The sequence below is a fragment of the Nocardioides nitrophenolicus genome, from assembly GCF_016907515.1.
GTDB lineage: Bacteria > Actinomycetota > Actinomycetes > Propionibacteriales > Nocardioidaceae > Nocardioides > Nocardioides nitrophenolicus.
This window is the reverse complement of sequence record NZ_JAFBBY010000001.1, coordinates 1,605,944-1,627,080: the sequence shown is the minus strand read 5'-3', so window position 1 is coordinate 1,627,080 and position 21,137 is coordinate 1,605,944. Positions and strand designations below refer to the sequence as shown.

The window sequence follows — 21,137 nt, the reverse complement described above, 5'->3', positions numbered from 1 at the left end:
GCCTCCGCTCCTCGCACCGACCACCCGAGAAGGAGAACGACATGGGCAAGCTCGACGGCAGGACCGCGCTGATCACCGGCGCCGCTCGCGGCCAGGGACGCTCGCACGCCCTGACCCTCGCCGCGGAGGGCGCGAACGTCGTCGCGGTCGACCTCTGTGCCGACCTCGCGACCATCCCGTACCCCCTCGCCACGCCGGACGACCTCGCCGAGACCAAGGCACAGGTCGAGGCGCTCGGCGTCGCCTGCCACACGGTGCAGGGCGACGTCCGCGACACCGATGCGATCGAGGCGGTCGTCGCCGACGCGGTCGACCGGTTCGGGTCGCTCGACATCGCCGTCGCCAATGCCGGCGTCTGCGGCTTCGCGAAGTTCTGGGAGCTCGATGACGCCGCCTGGGACGAGATGATCGGGGTCGACCTGACCGGTGTCTTCAAGACGATGCGCGCCGCGGTGCGCCCGATGCTCCAGCAGGGCAGGGGCAGGATCGTGGCCACGTCGTCGATGGGCGGGCGGATGGGCAACCCCAACCTCGCCCACTACGTCGCCGCGAAGTGGGGCGTGATCGGCCTGGTCAAGACGCTCGCCCTGGAGGCCGCCTCGTCGGGGATCACCGTCAACGCCGTCTGCCCCGCCACCGTCGACACCGCGATGGTCCACAACGACGCGCTCTACGGGCTGTTCTGCCCCGACCTCGACGCCCCGACCCGTGACCAGGTCGAGCCGGCGTACGCCGCGATGAGCCCGATGGGGGTCCCCTGGGTGGCGCCCGAGGACATCTCGAAGGCCGTGCTCTACCTGGTCTCCGACGACGCCCGCTACGTCAGCGGGACGACGATCGACGTCAGCACCGCCGCGTCCGCGGGCATGCCGTGATGGGCTTCAACCCGCCGCACCTGCGCTTCGACGGGATGTCGCAGGCGGTGCGCAGCGGCGACTTCGTGGTGCTGTCGGGTCAGGTCGCCCTCGACGCCTCGGCGCGGATCGCCACCGACGACCCGTACGAGCAGGCCCGGCAGTGCTTCACCAACATCGACCTGGCGCTGGCCGAGGCTGGCGCGACGCTGGCGCAGGTCACCAAGCTGGTGTGCTACCTCACCGATGCCGCGCACTTCCCGTCGTACAGCAAGGCGAAGGGCGAGGCCTTCGCGTCCGGCTCCGCCCCCGCGAGTACGACGGTCGTCGTCTCCGCGCTGCTCGACCCGCGAATGCTGCTCGAGGTCGAGGCGTGGGCCTACGTCGGGGAGGGATCGGCGTGAGCGCCGGCGCCACCGGCTCGATCCGCGTGAAGCGTGGCATGGCCGAGATGCTCAAGGGCGGCGTCATCATGGACGTGGTCACCCCCGAGCAGGCCAAGATCGCCGAGGACGCCGAGGCTCAGGTGCTGCAGTCCCTGGGGGTGGACTACATCGACGAGTCCGAGGTGCTGACCCCGGCCGACTACGCCAACCACATCGACAAGTGGGACTTCACGGTCCCCTTCGTGTGCGGTGCGACCAACCCGGGCGAGGCCATGGTCGGCATCAACGTCGACGAGCCGGCCCGCTCGATCCAGTTCGCCGAGCGCGGCTGGTGACGCGATGCCCCGCGTGCAGGCGGTGCTGACACTCGACGAGGCCACCACGGTGCTGGCCCGCGCCGTCGCCGCGGCGACCGAACGGGCCGTCTCCGTCGCCGTGGTCGTGGCCGACCCCTGGGGCGAGCCGGTCCTCACCGCCCGGATGGACGGCGTCCCCGCCCTCGCGGCCGCCGCGGCCCGGGGCAAGGCGGCCACGGCGGCCGCGTTCGGCGTGCCGACGACGACCTGGGAGGAGCGCTCTGCCGCCGACCCGGTGTTCCGGGCCGCCGTCGGCACCGTGCCGGCCTTCACGCCCCTCGCGGGCGGCGATCTGGTCCGGGTGGGGCGCCAGGTGGTCGGCGCGGTGGCCGTCAGCGGCGGGACCTCCGCGCAGGACGCGGCGATCGCCCGGGTGGCCGGTGACCTCGGTCCGGCCGGCTGACCGGGCTCAGGACGCGGCGTACCCGCCGTCGACCAGGTGGTAGCTGCCGGTGATGAAGCTCGCCGCGTCGGAGGCGAGGAAGGCGACCAGGTGGGCCACCTCCTCGGAGGTGCCGAGGCGACCGGTGGCGTGCTTGTCGGCGAGGGCCTGCTGGGTCTCGGCGTCGAGGGTGGCCTCGAGCAGCGGGGTCGAGATGAAGCCCGGGCCGACCGCGGTGACCCGGACGCCCTGGGCGCTGTGCTCGAGCGCGGCGTTCTTGGTGAGGCCGAGCAGGCCGTGCTTGGTGGTGACGTACGCCGAGGAGCCGGCGATCCCCACCGACCCGAGCACCGAGGCCATGTTGACGATCGAGCCGCCGCCGTTGGCCGCGATGGCGGGGACCTGGGCGCGGACGCCGTAGAAGACGGCGTTGAGGTTGACCTCGACGACCTTGCGCCAGCTCTCGATCGGGTAGTCGCCGACGGGGGCGTCGGCGCCGCCGATGCCGGCGTTGTTGACGGCGATGCGCAGCGGCGCCAGCTCCTGGGCGGCGGTGACGAGCGCGGCGGCGACCTCGGGGTCGCTCACGTCGCCGACGAAGGAGGCGGCGGTGCCGCCGGCCTCAGTGATCGCGGCGACGACCTCGGCCGCGGCGGTGGCGTCGAGGTCGGCGACCAGGACGGCCGCTCCGTTGGCGGCGAGCAGCTCGGCGACGGCGCGGCCGATGCCCGAGCCGCCTCCGGTGACGATCGCGGAGCGGTCTGCAACGTCATAGGTGGCCATGTCTTCCTCCGGTTCCGGGCCGCGGCTCGCGGCCCCAGCTATCTATCCGACGGTTGTCGAATAGATGTCTAACCGACAGATGTCGGATAACATTCCGCCATGGATCCCCGCCAGGTCCGCAGTCGGGCCCTGCTCCACGAGGCGGTGCTCCGACTGGCCGCCGAGCAGTCGATCGCGGACCTCTCGATGACCGCGATCGCGACCGCCGCGGGGGTGCACCGCTCGACGGTCTACCAGCACGCCGGCTCGGTGGACGAGCTGCTCCAGCAGGCGCTCGGCGCGGAGCTCGACGAGCTGCGCGCCGGCCTGCCGGCGCCCGGCACCCCGCCGGAGGAGGTGGGCCGCGCGGTCACCGCCGTCACCCGCGGCGTGCTGGAGCACGTCGCGCGCCATGCCGAGCTCTACCGGGCCGGCCTCGCCGCCGGGGACGCCGACCACGGCCTGCGCGGCATGCTCGGGCGGCACTTCCTCGAGAGCGGCCGGCTGCTGCGCGAGGTCTCCGGCGTCGACGTGCCGCTCGACGTACCGGGGCAGCCGCCGGCCGCCGTGACGGACGTCGCGGCCCGCTTCATCGCCGACGGGACGGTCGGCGTGATCGCCGCCTGGCTGGACCTGCCGGACCTGTCGGTGGACGACCTGCTCGAGATCTACGGACGGCTGCTGCCCGCGTGGTGGCCGCGCGACCCGGCCTGATCCTGTGGCCGGGTCCTTTCGTCGTATCTGACGAATGGCTCGGAAATCCGGCGAAGAGACAGCCCGTTGGTCAGATACGACGTGGACCAGGCGACCACGAGGGAGCAGGTCAGCCGAGCGCGATGCTGCCCGCCTTGAGCGCCACGCCCGTGGCACCGAGCAGCTCGGCGCCCCGCGCGAGCGTGGCGATCGTCCGGGCCGCGGTGAGGTGGTCGAGGCCGTGGGGCGGGTGGATGTTGGAGACGCAGTTGCGGGCTGAGTCGGCGACGCCGGGACGCGGCGCCCAGGTGAGATAGGCGCCGAGGCTGTCGGCGGTGGAGAGGCCGGGGCGCTCGCCGATGAGCACCAGCGCCAGCCGGGCGCGCCAGGCCGCGCCGACGTGGTCGGCCAGGGCGACCCGGGCCTGGGTCGCGACGACCGGAGGGGCGAGCCGGGTCGAGTCCGGCAGCAGCGGCAGCAGCGCCCGGAGCACCGCGACCGCGTGCCGCTGGACCGCGAGCGCGCTCAGCCCGTCGGCCAGTACGACGACCAGGTCGGTCTCGGCGGCGGCCACCGGCAGCGGGTCGCGGGGGCGCCGGCCCAGATCCGGCCGGGTGAGGTACGTCGGCCGGTCGGGTGCCGCCGAGGCCACCACCTGGGCGGGTGCGAGCCCGTCGACCGTGGCGAGCTCGGCGACCAGCGCGGGCACGTCGAGCGGCTGGTGCACGGCGTCGCGGGCGGCGGCGTGCGCGGTCGCGAACTCGAGCCGCTCCCGGGTGCCGGGCGCCTCGCCGTGCCGCTGCTGGCCGATCCGGGCGGGCGTGTGGGCGCGCAGCGGCTGCCAGAAGTCGCTCACACCAGCTCCCGCAGCAGGCTGTGGGCGGGGTCGACCGGGTGGATGCCGCCGTCCTCGGTGAGCAGGCCGACCCGGTCCAGCCAGGCCTCGAACTCCGGCGCCGGCCGCTTGCGGCCGATCCGGCGGGCGTAGAGCGCGTCGTGGCAGCTGGTCGACTGGTAGCCGAGCATCACGTCGTCGGCGCCCGGGACGGTGATCACGAAGGTGGTGCCGGCCGCGACGAGCAGGGTGAGCAGGGTGTCGGTGTCGTCGGAGTCGGCCTCGGCGTGGTTGGTGTAGCAGACGTCGACGCCCATCGGGAGGCCGAGCACCTTGCCGCAGAAGTGGTCCTCGAGCCCGGCCCGGACGATCTGCCTGCCGTCGTAGAGGTACTCCGGGCCGATGAACCCGACGACGGTGTTGACCAGGAAGGGATCGAACGCCCGGGCGACGGCGTACGCGCGCGCCTCCAGGGTCTGCTGGTCGACGGGTCGGCCGTCGGTGCCGCGATGGGCGTCGGCGGAGAGCGCCGAGCCCTGCCCGGTCTCGAAGTACATGACCTGGTCGCCGACCTCGCCGCGCCCGAGCGAGCGGGCCGCGTCGCGGCCCTCGGCGAGCAGGGCGAGGTCCACGCCGAAGCCCGCATTGGCCGCCTCGGTGCCCGCGATCGACTGGAAGACCAGGTCGACCGGCTCGCCCGCGGCGATCAGGTCGAGGGTCGTGGTGAGGTGGGTGAGGACGCACGACTGGGTGGGGATCTCGTAGCGCTGCCGGACGTCGTCCAGCAGCCGGAGGAGGCGGGCCACCGTCTCGGGACTGTCGGACGCCGGGTTGATGCCGATCATGGCGTCGCCGCAGCCGAGCAGCAGGCCGTCGAGCACGGCCGCGGCCACGCCCGCCGGGTCGTCCGCGGGATGGTTCGGCTGGAGCCGGGTCGCGAGCCGGCCGCGCAGGCCGAGGGTCGACCGGAAGCCGGTCACCACCTCGGTGGCGGCGGCGACGGAGATCAGCTCCTGGTTGCGCATCAGCTTGCTGACCGCCGCCACCATCTCCGGGGTCAGCCCCGGGGCGACGGCGGCGAGCGCCGCCGCCGGGAACGGCCCGGTCGCGGTGGCGAGCAGCCACTCGCGTAGACCGCCGACGGTGAGCCCGCGCACGGGCGCGAAGGCGGCCGCGTCGTGGCTGTCGAGGATCAGCCGGGTGACCTCGTCGCTCTCGTACGGCACGACCGGCTGCTCCAGGAAGGCGGTCAGCGGTACGTCGGCGAGGACCCACTGGGCGGCCGCGCGCTCGGCGGCCGACGTGGCCCCGCTGCCGGCGAGGACGTCGCCCGAGCGGGGCGGGGACGCCTTGCCGAGGACCTCGACGAGCGAGCCGAACGTGTAGGACCGGCCGCGGACCTGGTGCGTGTAGGGCACGAGCACCTCCCTTCGGCCACCAACGTAGGGACGCCGGCTCGGCACGGGCGTCGGTCGTTCGACGTATCCGGCGGGGTCCGGTCGTAACAGTCGTGTTTCGTCCCCGCGGGCCGGCGCGCAGATACGTAGATCGACCGACGCGCCGCCCGCCGCCGGCTTCCTACGGTCCTCCTCACCGCCGGGCCGTGACCCGGACCGCACTACGAGGAAGCAGGACGCATGGACAACCTGACGGGGCGCGTGGCCCTCGTGACCGGCGCCGCCCAGGGCATCGGGTACGCCGTCGCGACGCGGCTCGCGGAGCTCGGCGCCCGGGTCGTGGCGACCGACGTGCGCGACCAGTCGGACCTGGGGGAGCACATCGTCACCCGCTCGCACGACGTCACCAGCGCCGCGCGGTGGTCCGAGGTCGTCACCGAGACCGTCGCGGAGCACGGCCGGCTCGACATCCTCGTCAACAACGCGGGCGTCTCGGGCTACGACCAGCTGCACGAGCTGGCGCTCGACGAGTGGCGGCGCATCGTGGCGATCAACCAGACCGGCGTGCTGCTCGGCATGCAGGCGGCGCTGCGGCCGATGCGCGAGCAGCGCGCGGGCGCGATCGTGAACATCTCCTCGATCTGCGGGGCGACCTCGGTGGCGGGCGTCGCGGCGTACCACTCCTCGAAGCACGCCGTGCTGACCATGACCAAGAACGCCGCGGTGACCTACGCCCGCGAGGGCATCCGCGCCAATGCGGTGCTCCCGGGCTGGATCCGGACCCCGCTCACCCTCGGTCAGACCGACGACCTCAACGAGGCATTCCTCGAGGCGACCCCGATGGGCGCCGGGGGCGACCCGGAGGACGTGGCGGACGCCGTCTGCTTCCTCGCCTCCGACCGCGCGCGGTTCATCACCGGCGTCGACCTGCCGGTCGACGGCGGCTACCTGGCCCGCTGAGCACCCCGACGCGCACGACACGAACCGGAGAGACTGACATGGACCGACTCAAGGACAAGGTGGCCGTGGTGACCGGCGGCGCCGTCGGCATCGGGCTGGCGACCGCCCGGCTGTTCGCCGAGGAGGGCGCGGCCGTCGTGGTCGCGGACCTGGAGAAGCCGGAGCAGGAGGTCGACGCCCCGCCGCTCGAGTACGCCGAGCTCGACGTCACCGACGAGGCCGCCTGGCAGCGGGTGGTCGAGGAGGTCGTGGCCCGCCACGGCCGGATCGACGTCCTGGTCAACAACGCCGGCGTCATCGACTACGCCGCGATCGACGCGGTCACCCCAGAGGCGTGGGAGCGGGTGATCGGCGTCGACCAGACCGGGGTCTTTCTCGGCATGCGCGCCGTGCTGGGCCCGATGCTCGCGCAGGGTGCGGGCTCGATCATCAACCTGTCCTCCGCCTGGGGCGTGGTCGGCTCGGAGGGCGTGGCGGCCTACCAGGCGGCGAAGGGCGGCGTCCGCGGCCTGACCCGCAACGGCGCGGTGACCTACGCCCGCAGCGGCGTGCGCGTCAACACCGTCATCCCCGGCTGGGTGACCACGCCGCTCACCGACGCTCAGCCGGCCGAGAAGAACGCCGAGGTGATCGCGCTGACCCCGCTCGGCTTCGGCGCCGAGCCGCGCGACATCGCCTGGGGCTGCGTCTACCTGGCCAGCGACGAGGCGCGCTACGTGACCGGCAGCGAGCTGGTCATCGACGGCGGCCTGCTCGCGCAGTGAACCGCCGACCCGACCGAGAGGACCACCGATGAGCCGCACCCTGACCGTCGCCGCCGCGCAGCTCGAGCTGCGCGAGGTCGACTCCTTCGACGCCTGGGCCGAGCAGGTCCGCGACCTGCTGGACCGCACCCCCGACGCCCGGGTCGTGGTGCTCCCCGAGCTGGTCACCGAGTCACTGTTCACCATCGACGCCGACTGGCGCAGCCACGAGATCGCCCAGCTGACCCGGATCAGCGCCTACACCGACGAGTACGTCGCGCTGTTCACCGCCGAGGCGGCCCGGCGCGACCAGTGGATCCTGGCCGGCACGCACCTGGTCGCGACCCCCGGCGGGCACGAGAACGTGGCCTTCCTGTTCGGCCCCGGCGGCGAGGTGCACCGGCACGCCAAGACCCACATCTTCCCCGCCGAGGCGGACTGGGACACCGGTGAGGGCGACGAGCTCGCGGTGCACGAGATCGACGGCGTCACCGTGGGCATCGCGATCTGCTACGAGGCCGAGATCCCCGAGGTCTGCACCACGCTGACCGCGATGGGCGCCGAGGTGCTGCTCGTGCCGTCGTACACCTTCACCGAGGCGGGCTTCTGGCGGGTGCGGCACTGCGCCGCGGCCCGCGCGATCGAGAACCAGGTGTACGTCGTGCACTGCCCGACGGTGTCCCACCTCGACGCGCCGCTGGCCCCCGGCTGGGCGCAGGCGTCGGTGCTCTCGCCGTGCGACCTGGTCTTCCCCGCGGACGGCGTGCTCGTCGAGGCGCGCACCAACGAGCAGGACGCGATCACCCACGTGCTCGACCTGGACGTGCTCGCCGAGAACCGGCGCACCGGCGCGGCCACGACGCACACCGACCGTGGCCGCCGCCGCGACCTGTACGAGAAGTACGCCCACCTCACCCTCTGATCCCGGCTGCCGACCCGACGACCCCAGCCGAACCGACCCAGCAAGGAGCACCGCCATGCCTCTCAACCTCCCCGAGGGCAAGAAGATCGCCGTCAACATCGGCGCCGACTTCGACGCCCATGCCGTGTGGATGGGCACTTTCGGCAAGACCAGCCCGAGCTACCTGTCCCGCGGCGAGTACTGCGCCACCGTCGGCGTACCGCGACTGCTCGACCTGTTCGCGCGCTACGACATCCAGGGCACCTGGTGCACGCCGGTGCACACCATGGAGACCTTCCCCGAGGCCTTCGCCTCGATCGTCGAGGCGGGCCAGGAGATCGCGGCCCACGGCTGCTACCACGAGTCCGTCCCCAGCCTGGACCAGGACACCGAGATCCGGCTGATGGAGCAGACCATCGAGGGCCACCTCAAGCACGTCGGCAAGGCGCCGCGCGGCTACCGCTCACCGGCCTGGGACTTCACCGAGCACACCCTGGACCTGCTCGAGAAGACCGGCTTCGAGTGGGACTCCTCGCTCATGGGCCACGACTTCCAGCCCTACCACCCGCGCCCGGTCGACGTGCGCTGGGAGCAGGGCTCGGTGTTCGGTGCGCCCAGCCCTCTGCTGGAGTTCCCGGTGTCGTGGTACCTCGACGACTTCCCGGTCGGCGAGTACATCCCCGGCGTGAACCCGGGGCTCGGCTCGAGCGAGGTCATGTTCCAGCGCTTCCAGGACCACTTCGACTTCGCCTACGAGCGGGAGACCAACCCGGTCCTGGCGATCACCCTGCACCCGCAGACCGCCGCGCGCGCCCACCACCTGCTGGGCCTCGAGCGGCTGCTCGACCACATGGCGTCCCACGAGGGCGTGTGGTTCGCCTCGTTGAGCGACATCTACGACACCTGGACCGAGGACTGACCAGCTCCTCGCTCCGTCTCGGGCACCCCGGTCGCAGCGCCGCGTCCGTCTCACGACCCCACGTCTGAAGGAAGTTCCCATGTTGCATCGTCCCGCCCTCTCCCTCGCCGCCGCCGGTGTCGCCGCCTGTCTCGCGATGACCGGCTGCTCGTCCGGCGTCAGCGACACCGCGTCCGCGTCGACCGAGATCATCGACGCCCCGGTCAGCGACCCCGCCGACCTCAAGATCGCCTACTTCTCGGCCGGCACCAGCAACGCCTACCTGCAGGCCGCCATCGACGAGGCGAAGAAGACCGCCGGTGAGCTCGGCGCCGACCTCGACGTCTTCGACGGGGCCTTCGACGCCCAGGTGCAGTTCGACCAGATGCAGCAGGCGCTGACCAGCGGCAAGTACAACGCCTTCGTCGTCGAGCCCAACGACGGGAACCTGGTCTGCGACATCCTCACCCAGCAGGCGCCGGAGAAGGAGGTGCTCGTCTCCGTCTTCAACCTGCCGATCTGCGGGCGCGCGACCAACCTGGGCGAGGAGACCCACCAGCCCGGGACGATCACGTACGTCGGCGGCCAGACCCTCGACGTCTACCAGGCCTGGGTGCAGGACGTCATCGACTCCCACCCCGACGGCGCCAAGATCGCACTGGTCTCCGGGCCGGACCTCAACGCCAACACGCTGTGCTTCTTCGAGGCGGCCAAGGCGTTCGCGAAGGTCGACGGCTTCGAGGTGGTCGCCCAGCAGACCACCGACTACACCACCCCGAAGGCGTTCGACGCCGCGCAGACGATCGTCCAGGCGAACCCCGACGTGGACGTCATCATGTCCAACTTCTCGGGCATGACCCGCGGTGTCGTCGAGGCCGTCGGCAACAAGGACGTGGAGATCTACGACTTCGGCGGAGACACCTGGGCGCTGGAGAACGTGGCCTCGGGCAAGCTCACCAGCTCGGTCATGATGCTGCCGCGGCTCGAGACGCGCGAGGCGATCGAGGCGGTCGCCGAGTACGTCCAGGGCAAGGACGTCCCGGTCTTCATCAACCTGGCCGAGTCCGACAGCCTGCCCGGCACGCCCTTCGCGACCAAGCAGAACGTCGGCGAGTTCACGGCCGAGTACTGAGCCGGAGTCCGGGAGAGCTGTCATGAGCGACACCAACACGCCCGCGATCGCCTGTCGCGGAGCCCGCAAGGTCTTCGGTGGCGCGGTCGCCGTCGCCGGGGCGGACCTCACGGTCCGCGCGGGCGAGGTGCACGCGCTGGTCGGTGAGAACGGCGCCGGCAAGTCCACCCTGCTCGGCATGGTCAGCGGCCGGCTGGCCGCCGACGACGGGACGGTCGAGGTCTTCGGCCACCGGATGCACGGCGGCAACCCCCGGGAGAGCCGCGAGCGCGGGCTGGTGGCGGTCTACCAGGAGCTGACCATGGTCCCGGGCCTGACCGCGGAGGCGAACGTCTTCCTCGGCCAGGTCCGGACCCGGCGCGGGCTTCTCGACGGCCGGTCGATGCGCCGGCGCTACCTGGAGCTGTGCGCGGACCTGGAGATCGACGTACCCCCGACGGCGCTGGCGCGCGACCTGTCGGTCTCGCAGCAGCAGATGCTCGAGATCATGCGGGGCGTCGAGAGCAACGGCCGGGTCCTGGTGCTCGACGAGCCGACCGCGGCGCTCGCCGAGCACGAGCGGGAGACCCTGTACCGGATCCTGCGGCGGCTCACCGCGCGCGGGACCACGGTGGTCTTCGTCAGCCACAACCTCGACGAGGTGCTCGACCTCAGCGACACGATCACGGTGCTGCGCGACGGCCAGGTCGTGCGCAGCGCCCCGCGGGCCGAGTGGACCAAGCCGACGCTGATCGAGCACATGGTGGGCCGCAGCGTCGACAAGCTCGCGGACCGCGGCGGCCATGCCTTCGGCGCCGAGGTGCTGGCGGCGCGCCGGGTGAACCTGCCCGGCGTGCTGCACGACATCGACCTCACCGTGCGGGCCGGAGAGATCGTCGGGCTCTGGGGCCTGGTCGGCTCGGGGCGCACCACCTTCCTGCGCTCGCTGGCGGGCGCCGAGCCGGCCTCGTCCGGCGAGCTGCGGCTGGCAGGCACGGACCTGCCGTGGTCGCGATCGGTGCGCGAGGCCGTGGCCCGCGGCGTGGTGATGGTGCCGGAGTCGCGCAAGCAGGCGCTGGTCCTCGGCATGGACGCGACCAGCAACTACTGGCTGGGCCGCGGCGGGCGCCGGGTCTTCCTCGACCGTTCGGCCGAGCGCGCCGAGACCGGCGACACCGCGGACTTCTTCGCGTTCAACCGGGCTCGGCTCGGCGAGCCGGTGCGCAACCTGTCGGGCGGCAACCAGCAGAAGGTGCTGCTCGCCAAGTGGGCCGGACACCGGCCCGACGTCTTCCTCATCGACGAGCCGACCCGCGGCATCGACATCGGCGCCAAGGCCGAGGTGCTCACCTCGCTGGTCCGGCTCGCGGCCGAGGGGGCGGCGGTCGTCGTCACCTCCTCGGAGCTGGAGGAGGTGCTCGCGATCGCGAACCGGCTGCTGGTCTTCGCCCACGGGTCCGTCGTCCGGGAGCTGCCCAGCGACCACCCCGAATTCAACGTCGACGCCGTCGTGCGTCACGGCTTCAGCACAGGAGAGACCCATGAACCCGTCCACTGAACTCTCGCCGGCCGCCGCGGTCGCGACGGCGCCACCGCCGGCCCGGGCCTCGCTGGCGCCCCTGGCCTCGCGGTTCGCCATGATCGCGGTGCTGGTGCTCCTGGTCATCCTGGCCAGCGCGCTCTACCCGGGCTTCCTGGCGCCGGCGAACCTGCGCGACCTGCTTCTGCAGAACACCGCGGTCGGCATCGTCGCGCTCGGCATGACCTTCGTCATCATCTCGGGCGGCTTCGACCTGTCGGTCGGCGCGACCTACGCCCTCGGGGCGACGGTGTCGGCCGGGCTGGCGATCTCGACGGGCTCGCCGCTCGTCGGGATCGGCGCGGCGGTCCTGGCCGGCCTGGCCTGCGGCATCGCCAACGGCCTGCTCGTGGCCCGGGTCGGGATCAACCCCTTCGTCGCCACGCTCGGCAGCGCCTCGGTGATCTCCGGCATCGCCTACCTGTACTCCAACTCGGCGCCGTTCATCGTCGGCGACCCGAACTTCAAGGTGCTCGCCCGGTCCAGCGTGGCCGGCGTACCGACGCCGATCCTGATCCTGCTCGTCACCTTCCTGATCGGCGGCGTCGTCCTCGCGATGACCCGCTACGGCCGTAACATCTACGCCGTGGGCGGCAACCACGAGGCGGGCTGGCTCTCCGGCCTGCGGGTCAAGGACCTGACCGCCAGCGTCTACATGCTGACCGGCGTCCTCGCCGCCTTCGCCGGGACCATCGACGCCTCGCGGCTCGGGGTCGGCCAGGCCGACGTCGGCGCCAACATCGCGCTCGACGCCATCGCGATCGTCATCGTCGGCGGCACCTCGCTGCGCGGTGGCGAGGGCGCGGTGTGGCGCAGCGCGGTCGGGCTGCTGATCTTCGCCACGCTGACCAACCTCTTCTACAGCCTCAACCTGTCGCAGAACTGGCAGCTCATCGCCAAGGGCACGATCGTGCTCCTCGCCGTCGCGCTCGACTCCTGGTCGCGCAACCGGCGTTCCTGACCGCCGCTCGACGAACCGGGCAGGGCCCGCGCCCGCACCTATATCCTCGGTGCACGGGCTCGGGCTCTGCTCGGCAGGGGAAGGAGGGAGCCGTGCCCACCACCGACGACGGCGCGGCGGCGACCGCCCACGAGATCGTGCTGACCCCCGCGGGTGAGCTCTCCACGCTGCGCGGCGTCGGCGCCGAGGCCGCCGAACGACTCGAGGGGCTGCTCGGGATCGCGCGCCGGGCCGGGCGGCTGGCGGGGCACCACGAGCTCTCCTTCTACTGGCGCGACGACGACAACCGGGTGCTGTTCGCGACGGTGCGCTCGCCCGGCCACGAGTCGCGGACCTCGCTGTCCTGGCTCGACGACGCCGTCGTACCCCACCAGATCACCCAGCGCGAGCTCGACGTGCTCACCCTCCTGGTCGGCGGGCTCAGCAACGCCCAGATCGCGGCGCGACTGTGGACCAGCGTGCGCACCATCTCCACCCACGTCGAGCGGGTGCTCGCCAAGCTCGAGGTCTCCTCCCGGGCCGGCGCCGCCGCGGTCGCGGTCGAGGAGAGCCTGCTGGTGCTGCCCGTGCCCGGCGGGCCCGAGGGCTTCGAGCGGCTGCTCATCGGCAAGCTGAGCAGTCCCGAGGAGGAAGTGCCGCCGACGCCGCGCGGACTCCGGCCGCCGCCCCCGCCGCGCAGCGGGAGGCGGTCGGTACGCCGGCCGATCCTGCTCGGCAGCGCCTTCCCGACCACCGGGGCGATCGCCGAGGACGGCCAGGAGATGGTCCGCGCCAGCCAGCTCGCCATCGACGAGATCAACGCCCACGGAGGGATCAGCGGCCGCCCGGTCAAGCTGGTCAACGTCGACCTCGACATCAAGAGCTCGGACTCGGTGAGCCGGGCCTTCGACGAGCTCGCGGGCCTCGACGTCGACGCCATGGTGTCGGGCTATCTCGACGACCAGTTGGTGGCCCACGAGATCGCGGCCGAGCACCAGGCGCCGTACCTGCACGCCGCGACCCTCGACTCGATGGTGCGGATGGTCGAGGACAACCCGGGCCGCTACGGCAACGTCTTCCAGATCTGTCCGAGCGACACCAACTACGGGCCCGGCTTCGTCAACGCGATGACCTTCCTGCGCGACTCCGGCCAGCTCTCGCCCCACTCGCGCTCGCTGGCCGTCGTCCGCGGCCGGTGGAAGCTCGGCGACCTCGGGCTCGAGGTCGCCATCGCCCGGGCCGAGCGCGACGGCTGGCAGATCGACTACCTCGCCGACGACGTCGTCGGCGACGAGGCCTGGCGCGAGCACGGCCGGCTGGTGGCGCGGCGCGCGCCGGCGGCGGTGCTGATCGGGACCTACTTCGAGGACGAGGCGGCGCAGTTCGTGCGCGCCTTCCAGGCCGACCCGGCGCCGACGGTGCTCTACGCGCTGTACGCGCCGTCGATCCCGCGCTTCCGGATGGACCTCGGCCCGGCCGCCGAGGGACTGCTCTGGGCGACCACGACCGGCACCTACTCCGACGAGGTGGCCCGGCGGTTCACCCGGCGCTATCGCGACGCCTGGGCGGTCAGCCCCGGCCGCTCGCACGCCGGCATCGCCTACGACCGCGTGCGGATCCTCGCCTCGGCCTGGTCCCGCGCCGACTCCCCGCGCGACTTCGCCTCGGTGATCGAGTCGCTGCGCCAGGGCGTGCACCGCGGCGTCAACGGCGCCTACAGCTTCGCCAACGCCGGTCAGTCGGCGCTGGCCTACCCGCTCGCCACGCCCGACCCCTCGATCGGCATGGCACACCTGGTCTTCCAGATCCAGGACAACCGGCAGCGGATCGTGCACCCGGCGCCGTACACCGAGGCGCTGTTCCGGCGTCCCGCGTGGTGGCCCGCCTGAGCTCCAGGCTGAGGTCAGGTGCGGTCGGCGAGCTCGCGAGCCTGCTCGGTGGCGCTCGCCAGCCAGCGCTCGACGACGGCGACCTCGGCGTCGTCGAGGTCGCGCAGTGAGGCGCGCAGCGCCTGGGCCAGCGGGCCGAAGAAGGAGCCGGCGACCTGGCGGGCGGTGTCGGTGAGGGTGAGCACCTGGCGCCGGCCGTCGTCGGGGTGGGGCGTGCGCTCCACATGCCCGCTCGCCGCGAGCCGGCGCAACAGGGCGGTGGTCGCGGGGGCGCTCAGCTCGATCGACGCGGCCAGTCGACTCGGGGTCATCTGCTCGCCGCGCAGTGCCGCCTGGTGGAGGTGGGCGAGCGCGTCGACGTCGGTGGCGTGCAGGCCGTGGTGGTGGGCGAACAGGTGGGAGAACCGGGTGAGCTCGTAGGACAGCTGCTGCACCAGCACCGGGACCCGGACGCCGGTCGAGTTGTCTCCGCTGGGGTGCATGCGCATATCCTTCCATCATGGAACTAAATCCGGTGGCTGCTCGCCCTCCCGCGATTCTCCGTCCTCGCTTCGCCTGGATCCTGCCGGTCCTCTACCTGGTCATCGGCAGCGCCCTCATCGGCGCCGTCGGCACGGCGCCCGTCGACCGCTCCGCGACCGACCAGCTGCCCGACGGCTACGACTCCACCGAGGTGGTGCGCCTGCTCGAGGACTTCCCGTCCGGCGACGGACAGGTCGCGGTCGTGCTCTTCTCGGCCGACGAGGCGCTCGACCCGGCCGCGAGCCAGGCCGTCGCCGACGTCTTCGCCCGGGTCGCGGGTCAGGGGGCCGTGCCGCTCCAGGCCTCCGAGGACGGCACCGCCCTGGTCGGCGTGCTCCCGATGCCGAGCACCGACGCGGCCGAGCTGGCCGACGACGTCGACAAGCTGCGCGCCGCGGTCCGTGAGGGACTGCCGGACGGCGTGCGCGCGGAGGTCACCGGACCGGCCGCGATCCAGGGCGACCTGGCCCGGGTCTTCGAGGGGGCCGACGTCACCCTGCTGATCGTGACCGCGTCGGTCGTGGCGCTGCTGCTGATCATCACCTACCGCTCGCCGGTGCTCTGGCTGGTCCCCCTGCTCGTCGTCGGCATCGCCGACCAGGTGGCCGCGGTGACCGCCACCCATGCGCTCACCGGCCTCGGCGTCGCCTTCGACCAGTCCACGACGGGCATCCTCTCCGTGCTGGTGTTCGGCGCCGGCACCGACTACGCCCTGCTGCTCATCTCCCGCTACCGCGACGAGCTGCACCGCACGCCCAGCCGGCCCGAGGCGATGGCCCGGGCCTGGCGGCGTACGGCGGAGGCGGTGCTCGCGAGCGCGGCCACCGTCGTCGTGGCCCTGCTGGCGCTGCTGCTGTCGGCCTTCCCGACGACCCGGGGCCTGGGCCTGGCCTGCGCGATCGGCGTGGTCGTCGCGGCGGGGGCGGTGCTCGTCGTACTGCCGCTCGCGCTCGTCGGCTTCCCGCGCGGCATCTTCTGGCCGCGCCGGCCGGTCGTGGGGGAGCCCACGCTGTCGGAGGGGCGCTCCGCGTGGCGCCGCATCGGCGACGCGGTGGCCCGCCGGCCGCTGTGGTCCGCCACCGCGGGGATGCTGCTGCTGGCGGTGCTCGCCAGCGGCGCCCTCGGCATCCGCAGCGGGCTCTCGGAGGCCGACCAGTTCATCGACACCCCCGAGTCGATCGCCGCCGCCTCCCGCCTCGCCGAGTCGTTCCCGGCCGGCAGCGCCGACCCGGCCGTCGTCCTGACCCGCGACGACGCCGACACGGTGGTCGCGGCGGCCGAGTCCGCCGACGGGGTCGCCTCGGCGCGCGTCGTCGGCGAGCACGACGGCCGGACCCGCGTCGACGTGGTCCTCGACCACGCCCCGGGTACGCCCCAGGCCCAGGCCGACCTGGCCTCGCTGCGGACCGCCCTCGCCGACCTCCCCGACACCCTGGTCGGCGGCACCGACGCCGAGAACGTCGACTCCGACGCCGCCGCCCGCGACGACCGGGCGCTCGTCCTGCCGGTCATCCTGCTCGTGGTCCTGCTCGCGCTCGGCCTGCTGCTGCGCGCGCTCGTCGCCCCGGTCGTGCTGGTCCTCACCGTCGTGGCCACCTACCTGGCGGCCCTCGGCGCCGGCTGGTTGATCAGCCACACCGTGTTCGGCTTCGACCGGCTCGACGTCGGCGTACCCCTGCAGGCGTTCCTGTTCCTGGTCGCGCTCGGGGTCGACTACAACATCTTCCTGGTCGCCCGGGCCGCCGAGGAGGCCGAGGAGCACGGCGCCCGCGAGGGCATGCTGCGCGCGCTCGCCGCCACCGGTGGCGTCATCACCAGCGCCGGGGTGCTGCTCGCCGCGGTGTTCGCGGTGCTCGGCGTGCTGCCGCTCGTCGTGCTCGCCCAGCTCGGGATCGTCATCTGCGTCGGCGTGCTACTCGACACGCTGCTGGTGCGCACCGTGCTGGTGCCGGCGCTCGCGCTCCGGCTCGGTGACCGGTTCTGGTGGCCGCGACGTCAGGCGACCAGGTCGTCCCAGCCGGCGGCGAGGTAGTCGAGGAAGGCCGGGCCGACGTACTCGGCCGCCAGGTCGGCGCGAGGAACCGGCCGCGGCCGGGTGCGGAAGCCGGCGTCGGCCAGCGCCCGGGCGGCGAAGTCGTGGTGCAGGATCGCGCCGGTGCCGACCGTGACGAAGTCGGCGCCCTGGTCCAGGCACCACTGCGCGTCGGCCGTCGTCAGCACGCCGCCCGCCACGCCGAGCAGCGCGCCGTGGCGCGGCAGGTCGGTGAAGTGCTCGATCAGCAGGCCGTCGTAGCCCTCGGCGCGGGGGCGCATCCGGACGTCCCACAGCGACATGTCGAGGTAGTCGAGCAGCCCGGTCGCCAGCAGCTGCCGGGCGGTCTCGCGGCCCTCGCCGAGGGTGATCCCGTAGCCCTCCGGGGTGAGCCGGAGCCCGAGCTGGAAGTCGGGCCCGGTCGCGGCGCGGATCCCCTCGATCACGTCGCGGAGGGGTCGGATCCGGTCCTCGAGCGGGCCGCCGTACCCGTCCTCGCGGTGGTTGGACCGGGCGTCGAGGAACTGCGCCAGCAGGTACCCGTGCGCCCCGTGCAGCTCGACCCCGTCGAAGCCCGCCTGCTCCGCCCGCACCGCCGCCGCGACGAAGTCGGCGACCGCCCGGGCGACGCCCTCGGTGCTGAGCGCCTCGGTCGCCTTGGCGGGGTCGGCCCACGGGCCCACCTTCGCGCGGCCCTCGAGCGGGGCGTCGGCGCGCCGGCCGCCGTGGTGGAGCTGGACGGCCGAGCGGGTGCCGGTCGCCCGCAGGCTCTCGGCGAGCCGGCGCAGCCCGGGCAGGTGCTCGTCGCCGGCGATGCCGAGCTGTCCGGCCCACGCCCGACCCTCCGGGGCGACGTACGCCGCGCAGGTCAGGGTCAGCCCGAACCCACCGCGCCCCCGCGCCACCAGCCAGTCGAGCTCGTCGTCGCTGAGCGTGCCGTCGGCATTGCTCTGCACGTTGGTCAGCGGCGCGAGCGCGAAGCGGTTGGCCCAGGCCGGGCCGTGGGGGAGAGCGACGGAGTCGGCGAGCGTGGAGGTCACCGGCCCATCCTGCCAACGCGCCCGGCGCCGCAACGACGAGACCCCCGCCGGTCGCCCGGCGGGGGTCTCGTTGCTTGTGGGCAGGGGCGGGGTCGAACCGCCGACCTATCACTTTTCAGGCGATCGCTCGTACCAACTGAGCTACCTGCCCAAGCAGTCGCCCACCTTACCGGAGGGTGGGCCCGGGCACGAAAGCGGCGTGCCCTTCGGGCCTTGCGTTGCCTAGCCTGGCCCGATGCCGGCGTCCTCTCGATGAGCGCCCCGGCCCGGCGCGCACTATGCTGGCCCGCGCTGCGGAGGTCTCGTCCTCCACGGTGGGCCCCCATCGTCTAGCGGCCTAGGACACCGCCCTTTCACGGCGGGTACGCCGGTTCGAATCCGGTTGGGGGTGCGCTCCGCGTCGTCCGGGAATCCGGGCGGCGTCCCCGATTGGGACTCGCGGAGGAGGATGGGTTAGAGTTCCTTCCGCTTCACCACGCGAAAGCGGAGTGAGCGAAATGGCCCTGTAGCGCAGTTGGTTAGCGCGCCGCCCTGTCACGGCGGAGGTCGCGAGTTCGAGTCTCGTCAGGGTCGCCAGCCAGAGCCCGGACCGTCAGGTCCGGGCTCTTCGCATTCTCCGGGGTCGGGGCCCGCTGGGCGGGTCCCGGCACAATGTCCCCGTGCCCGTCGAGATGAGCCCCGAGGACTTCGACGCCCTCGTCGACCGCGCCCTCGACGACATCCCCGAGGAGCTGGCCCGGCTGGTCCACAACGTGGTGGTCCTGGTCGAGGACGAGCCGCCGGAGGGCGAGCCCGACGATCTCCTGGGCCTGTACGACGGTGTGGCGCTGACCGAGCGCGGCGGCGGCCTGGAGCCCCAGCTGCCGGACCGGATCTTCCTGTTCCGCGGGCCGCTGCTCGACATGTGCGAGGACGAGGAGGACCTGGCCGAGGAGGTCCGGATCACGGTCGTCCACGAGGTCGCGCACCACTTCGGCATCGACGACGCCCGGCTCCACGACCTCGGCTACGCCTGAGCGACCCGACTATCCCCGAGCGACCAGGTAGCCCAGCGCGCAGGCGCCCAGCCCGAGCGCGATCGTGACCAGCGCGTACGCCGACCCGCGGCGGGGGCCGAGGTCACGGACCTGCACGGCGAGCGAGGAGTACGTCGACAGCCCACCGCAGAACCCGGTGCCGACCAGGGCGAGCGCGGAGCCGTCGACCGACCAGCCGACGCAGGCGCCGAGGACCAGGCTGGCGACGGTGTTGGCGGTGAGGGTGCCGTGGTGCCAGGCGCCGTCGAGGTGCTGGCCGAGGGCGTAGCGCAGCGGGGCGCCGACCGCCGCGCCGAGGGCGACGAGCAGCGCGGTCACAGCTCGTCCTCCTCGGGGAGCGGGGGCGCGGCCCGGCCGACGAGGGCGACCGCGAGCAGGCAGGCGGCGAGGGTGCCGGCGACATAGGCGAGGGCGAGGCCGGGGCGGCCGTCGGCGAGCAGCGCACGGGCCTGCTCGGAGGTCGCCGAGAACGTCGTGTAGCCGCCGAGCACGCCGGGCCCGAGCGCGGCCGCCCACACCGGCGAGCGTCGGGCGAGGGGGAGCAGCAGCAGGCCGGCGAGCAGGGCCGAGCCGGAGACGTTGATCGCGAAGGTGGTCCACGGGAAGCCGGAGCCGTCCGCCGCGACCTGGGTGGCGGCGTACCTCGCCACGGCGCCGACCGCGCCCCCGGCCCCGACGGCGACGAGCAGCCGCGGGGAAGGAGTCACGCCTGCAGACTAGGGCGGGTGCCGGAGCTGGTGCCGGTGCCCTGCCAGGCGACCGGCGGCGCGCCGACCGACTGGCGGCGGAACTCGCCGAGGAACCAGATCTGGAAGGAGCGCTGCTCCGGGGTGCGCGGGGCGGTCAGCAGCCGCTGGGCCCGGGAGAACTCGTCGGCGGCGTCGAGCAGGTCGATCAGGCCGCCGATCTGGCGGGCCGTCTCGCGCGGCATCCGCAGCCGCAGGTCGATGGTCTCGCGGCCGTCGGAGTGCGCCTTGTCGACCTGCTCGCGGCCCATGTTGGCGCGCAGCGGCCGCTCGAGGGCGTCGAAGTGGTCGGAGAGCACCTTCGCGAGCGGGTAGTCGTCCTCGTGGGCGAGCGCGAGCAGGCGGATCTCGCGACGCAGGTCGCGGTAGTGGCGCTGGAAGCGTCCGAAGGCGCCGATCGGCACCCCGTTGATCTGGACGCCGACCTCGCCGACGCGGGTGTGGTCGGCCTGGAGGGCCGGCATGCTGTGGGTCTGCTGGTAGGGCGCCCCGCCGGTCTCGGACAGCTCGGGGGCCGGCTCGAACCAGACCGCCTTGCCGTCCTCGTCGATCTCGGCGCCCCACGCGGCGGAGGCCCGGGCCACGATGTCGAGCCCGCGGCCGACCGTGGTCAGCGCGGCGAGCTGCTCCTCGTCGAGGGCGTCGAAGGCGTCGAGGTCGAAGGCGTCGATGTCGAAGCCCCCGGCCTGGGTCGAGGGCTGCGGCGGGATCACCGAGGCGTCGTGGACCTCGAAGCGGGGGTGGTCGGCGGTGCCGCGGACCTGGAGCCGGATCGGGGCGGTGCCGTGGAGGACGGCGTTGGTGACCAGCTCGGAGACGGCGAGCTCGGCGCAGTCGGCGAGGTCGGTGCGCCCGAGCTGACCGCAGGTCTGGACGACCCAGCGTCGTGCGTCGTGCACGATGCGTGGCCCGGGGGCCAGGTCCAGGGACTGCCGGTGCTGCACGGAGGTACCTTCCGGGTGTCACGGCCCGAGTGTTCTTGATCGATTTCCGGGGGGATGAGGTGCTGTTCCCGGGTGCGATACCCCACCCGATTGACAACTAAACCAACCCCGGGAAGGACGTTTGGTGACG

22 protein-coding genes, 3 tRNA genes and 1 pseudogene are annotated in these 21,137 nt (G+C 73.2%); 17 read left to right on the top strand and 9 right to left on the bottom strand.

Annotated elements, in window-relative coordinates:
- Positions 1-41: 41 nt before the first annotated feature.
- From JOD66_RS08095 to JOD66_RS08080, 4 genes and pseudogenes are all read left to right on the top strand, one after another.
- Positions 42-875 carry a mycofactocin-coupled SDR family oxidoreductase gene (locus JOD66_RS08095; protein ID WP_204836380.1) on the top strand — a complete coding sequence of 278 codons (834 nt, stop codon included), beginning with the start codon at positions 42-44 and terminating at the stop codon, positions 873-875.
- On the top strand, positions 875-1,258 hold the full coding sequence (locus JOD66_RS08090; protein WP_204836379.1) for a RidA family protein: 384 nt from the start codon (positions 875-877) through the stop codon (positions 1,256-1,258). The genes JOD66_RS08095 and JOD66_RS08090 overlap by 1 nt, the downstream gene beginning before the upstream one ends.
- 38 nt (positions 1,259-1,296) lie before the next feature.
- Positions 1,297-1,527, top strand: a pseudogene (locus JOD66_RS08085) (pyridoxal 5'-phosphate synthase lyase subunit PdxS); the annotation flags it as partial.
- Positions 1,528-1,579: 52 nt separating this feature from the next.
- Positions 1,580-1,999: a GlcG/HbpS family heme-binding protein gene (locus JOD66_RS08080; RefSeq protein WP_204836378.1), complete on the top strand. Its 420-nt coding sequence runs from the start codon at positions 1,580-1,582 to the stop codon at positions 1,997-1,999.
- A 6-nt stretch (positions 2,000-2,005) separates the two neighbouring features.
- Here JOD66_RS08080 and JOD66_RS08075 read toward each other — a convergent pair whose 3' ends face one another.
- Positions 2,006-2,761: an SDR family NAD(P)-dependent oxidoreductase gene (locus JOD66_RS08075; protein ID WP_204836377.1), complete on the bottom strand. Its 756-nt coding sequence runs from the start codon at positions 2,759-2,761 to the stop codon at positions 2,006-2,008.
- A gap of 99 nt (positions 2,762-2,860) precedes the next feature.
- Here JOD66_RS08075 and JOD66_RS08070 point away from each other — a divergent pair, with 99 nt between their 5' ends.
- Entirely contained in the window at positions 2,861-3,454 is a 594-nt protein-coding gene (locus JOD66_RS08070) for a TetR/AcrR family transcriptional regulator (RefSeq protein WP_204836376.1), read from the top strand.
- Positions 3,455-3,563: 109 nt separating this feature from the next.
- Here JOD66_RS08070 and eutC read toward each other — a convergent pair whose 3' ends face one another.
- Positions 3,564-4,289: an ethanolamine ammonia-lyase subunit EutC gene (gene eutC / locus JOD66_RS08065; RefSeq protein WP_204836375.1), complete on the bottom strand. Its 726-nt coding sequence runs from the start codon at positions 4,287-4,289 to the stop codon at positions 3,564-3,566.
- On the bottom strand, positions 4,286-5,686 hold the full coding sequence (locus JOD66_RS08060) for an ethanolamine ammonia-lyase subunit EutB (RefSeq protein ID WP_204836374.1): 1,401 nt from the start codon (positions 5,684-5,686) through the stop codon (positions 4,286-4,288). Before JOD66_RS08060 ends, eutC begins: the two co-directional genes overlap by 4 nt.
- 219 nt (positions 5,687-5,905) lie before the next feature.
- Between JOD66_RS08060 and JOD66_RS08055 the strand changes: the two genes are divergently transcribed.
- The 8 genes from JOD66_RS08055 to JOD66_RS08025 all read left to right on the top strand — a co-directional run bounded on the left by JOD66_RS08055 (position 5,906) and on the right by JOD66_RS08025 (position 14,686).
- On the top strand, positions 5,906-6,625 hold the full coding sequence (locus JOD66_RS08055) for an SDR family NAD(P)-dependent oxidoreductase (RefSeq protein WP_204836373.1): 720 nt from the start codon (positions 5,906-5,908) through the stop codon (positions 6,623-6,625).
- Between the two features lie 38 nt (positions 6,626-6,663).
- Entirely contained in the window at positions 6,664-7,389 is a 726-nt protein-coding gene (locus tag JOD66_RS08050; RefSeq protein WP_204836372.1) for an SDR family NAD(P)-dependent oxidoreductase, read from the top strand.
- A gap of 28 nt (positions 7,390-7,417) precedes the next feature.
- Positions 7,418-8,290, top strand: coding sequence for a nitrilase-related carbon-nitrogen hydrolase (locus tag JOD66_RS08045; RefSeq protein WP_204836371.1), 873 nt, complete (start codon positions 7,418-7,420; stop codon positions 8,288-8,290).
- A gap of 55 nt (positions 8,291-8,345) precedes the next feature.
- Positions 8,346-9,188: a polysaccharide deacetylase family protein gene (locus JOD66_RS08040; RefSeq protein ID WP_204836370.1), complete on the top strand. Its 843-nt coding sequence runs from the start codon at positions 8,346-8,348 to the stop codon at positions 9,186-9,188.
- 79 nt (positions 9,189-9,267) lie between these two features.
- On the top strand, positions 9,268-10,299 hold the full coding sequence (locus tag JOD66_RS08035; protein ID WP_204836369.1) for a sugar ABC transporter substrate-binding protein: 1,032 nt from the start codon (positions 9,268-9,270) through the stop codon (positions 10,297-10,299).
- Between the two features lie 22 nt (positions 10,300-10,321).
- Positions 10,322-11,836 (top strand): sugar ABC transporter ATP-binding protein, encoded by a 1,515-nt coding sequence (locus JOD66_RS08030; protein WP_204836368.1) that lies wholly within the window; start codon positions 10,322-10,324, stop codon positions 11,834-11,836.
- Positions 11,820-12,818: an ABC transporter permease gene (locus JOD66_RS28240; RefSeq protein WP_239545135.1), complete on the top strand. Its 999-nt coding sequence runs from the start codon at positions 11,820-11,822 to the stop codon at positions 12,816-12,818. Before JOD66_RS08030 ends, JOD66_RS28240 begins: the two co-directional genes overlap by 17 nt.
- Before the next feature lie 92 nt (positions 12,819-12,910).
- Entirely contained in the window at positions 12,911-14,686 is a 1,776-nt protein-coding gene (locus tag JOD66_RS08025) for an ABC transporter substrate-binding protein (RefSeq protein ID WP_307823385.1), read from the top strand.
- A gap of 14 nt (positions 14,687-14,700) precedes the next feature.
- Here JOD66_RS08025 and JOD66_RS08020 read toward each other — a convergent pair whose 3' ends face one another.
- Positions 14,701-15,168, bottom strand: a complete 468-nt coding sequence (locus JOD66_RS08020) for a MarR family winged helix-turn-helix transcriptional regulator (protein WP_204836366.1) — start codon at positions 15,166-15,168, stop codon at positions 14,701-14,703.
- A gap of 17 nt (positions 15,169-15,185) precedes the next feature.
- Here JOD66_RS08020 and JOD66_RS08015 point away from each other — a divergent pair, with 17 nt between their 5' ends.
- Positions 15,186-17,240 (top strand): MMPL family transporter, encoded by a 2,055-nt coding sequence (locus JOD66_RS08015; RefSeq protein WP_204836365.1) that lies wholly within the window; start codon positions 15,186-15,188, stop codon positions 17,238-17,240.
- On the opposite strand, the gene JOD66_RS08010 is transcribed toward JOD66_RS08015, so the two are convergent.
- Both JOD66_RS08010 and JOD66_RS08005 read right to left on the bottom strand, forming a co-directional pair.
- Entirely contained in the window at positions 17,204-18,280 is a 1,077-nt protein-coding gene (locus JOD66_RS08010) for an NADH:flavin oxidoreductase (protein WP_204836364.1), read from the bottom strand. The genes JOD66_RS08015 and JOD66_RS08010 overlap by 37 nt on opposite strands.
- 77 nt (positions 18,281-18,357) lie before the next feature.
- Positions 18,358-18,431 (bottom strand) — tRNA-Phe (locus JOD66_RS08005).
- 167 nt (positions 18,432-18,598) lie between these two features.
- On the opposite strand from JOD66_RS08005, the gene JOD66_RS08000 reads away from it, so the two are divergent.
- The 3 genes from JOD66_RS08000 (at position 18,599) to JOD66_RS07990 (ending at position 19,296) form a co-directional block, all read left to right on the top strand.
- Positions 18,599-18,671, top strand: a tRNA-Glu gene (locus tag JOD66_RS08000).
- 108 nt (positions 18,672-18,779) lie between these two features.
- Positions 18,780-18,856 (top strand) — tRNA-Asp (locus JOD66_RS07995).
- Positions 18,857-18,939: 83 nt separating this feature from the next.
- Positions 18,940-19,296: a metallopeptidase family protein gene (locus JOD66_RS07990; protein ID WP_307823384.1), complete on the top strand. Its 357-nt coding sequence runs from the start codon at positions 18,940-18,942 to the stop codon at positions 19,294-19,296.
- A 9-nt stretch (positions 19,297-19,305) separates the two neighbouring features.
- Here the strand turns inward: JOD66_RS07990 and JOD66_RS07985 are convergent, their stop codons facing one another.
- The 3 genes from JOD66_RS07985 to JOD66_RS07975 are packed head-to-tail and all read right to left on the bottom strand — an operon-like array spanning position 19,306 to position 21,007.
- Positions 19,306-19,635, bottom strand: a complete 330-nt coding sequence (locus JOD66_RS07985) for a fluoride efflux transporter FluC (RefSeq protein WP_204836363.1) — start codon at positions 19,633-19,635, stop codon at positions 19,306-19,308.
- Positions 19,632-20,024, bottom strand: coding sequence for a fluoride efflux transporter FluC (locus JOD66_RS07980; RefSeq protein WP_204836362.1), 393 nt, complete (start codon positions 20,022-20,024; stop codon positions 19,632-19,634). The genes JOD66_RS07985 and JOD66_RS07980 overlap by 4 nt, the downstream gene beginning before the upstream one ends.
- Positions 20,021-21,007: an ATP-binding protein gene (locus JOD66_RS07975; RefSeq protein ID WP_204836361.1), complete on the bottom strand. Its 987-nt coding sequence runs from the start codon at positions 21,005-21,007 to the stop codon at positions 20,021-20,023. The genes JOD66_RS07980 and JOD66_RS07975 overlap by 4 nt, the downstream gene beginning before the upstream one ends.
- Between the last annotated feature and the right edge of the window lie 130 nt (positions 21,008-21,137).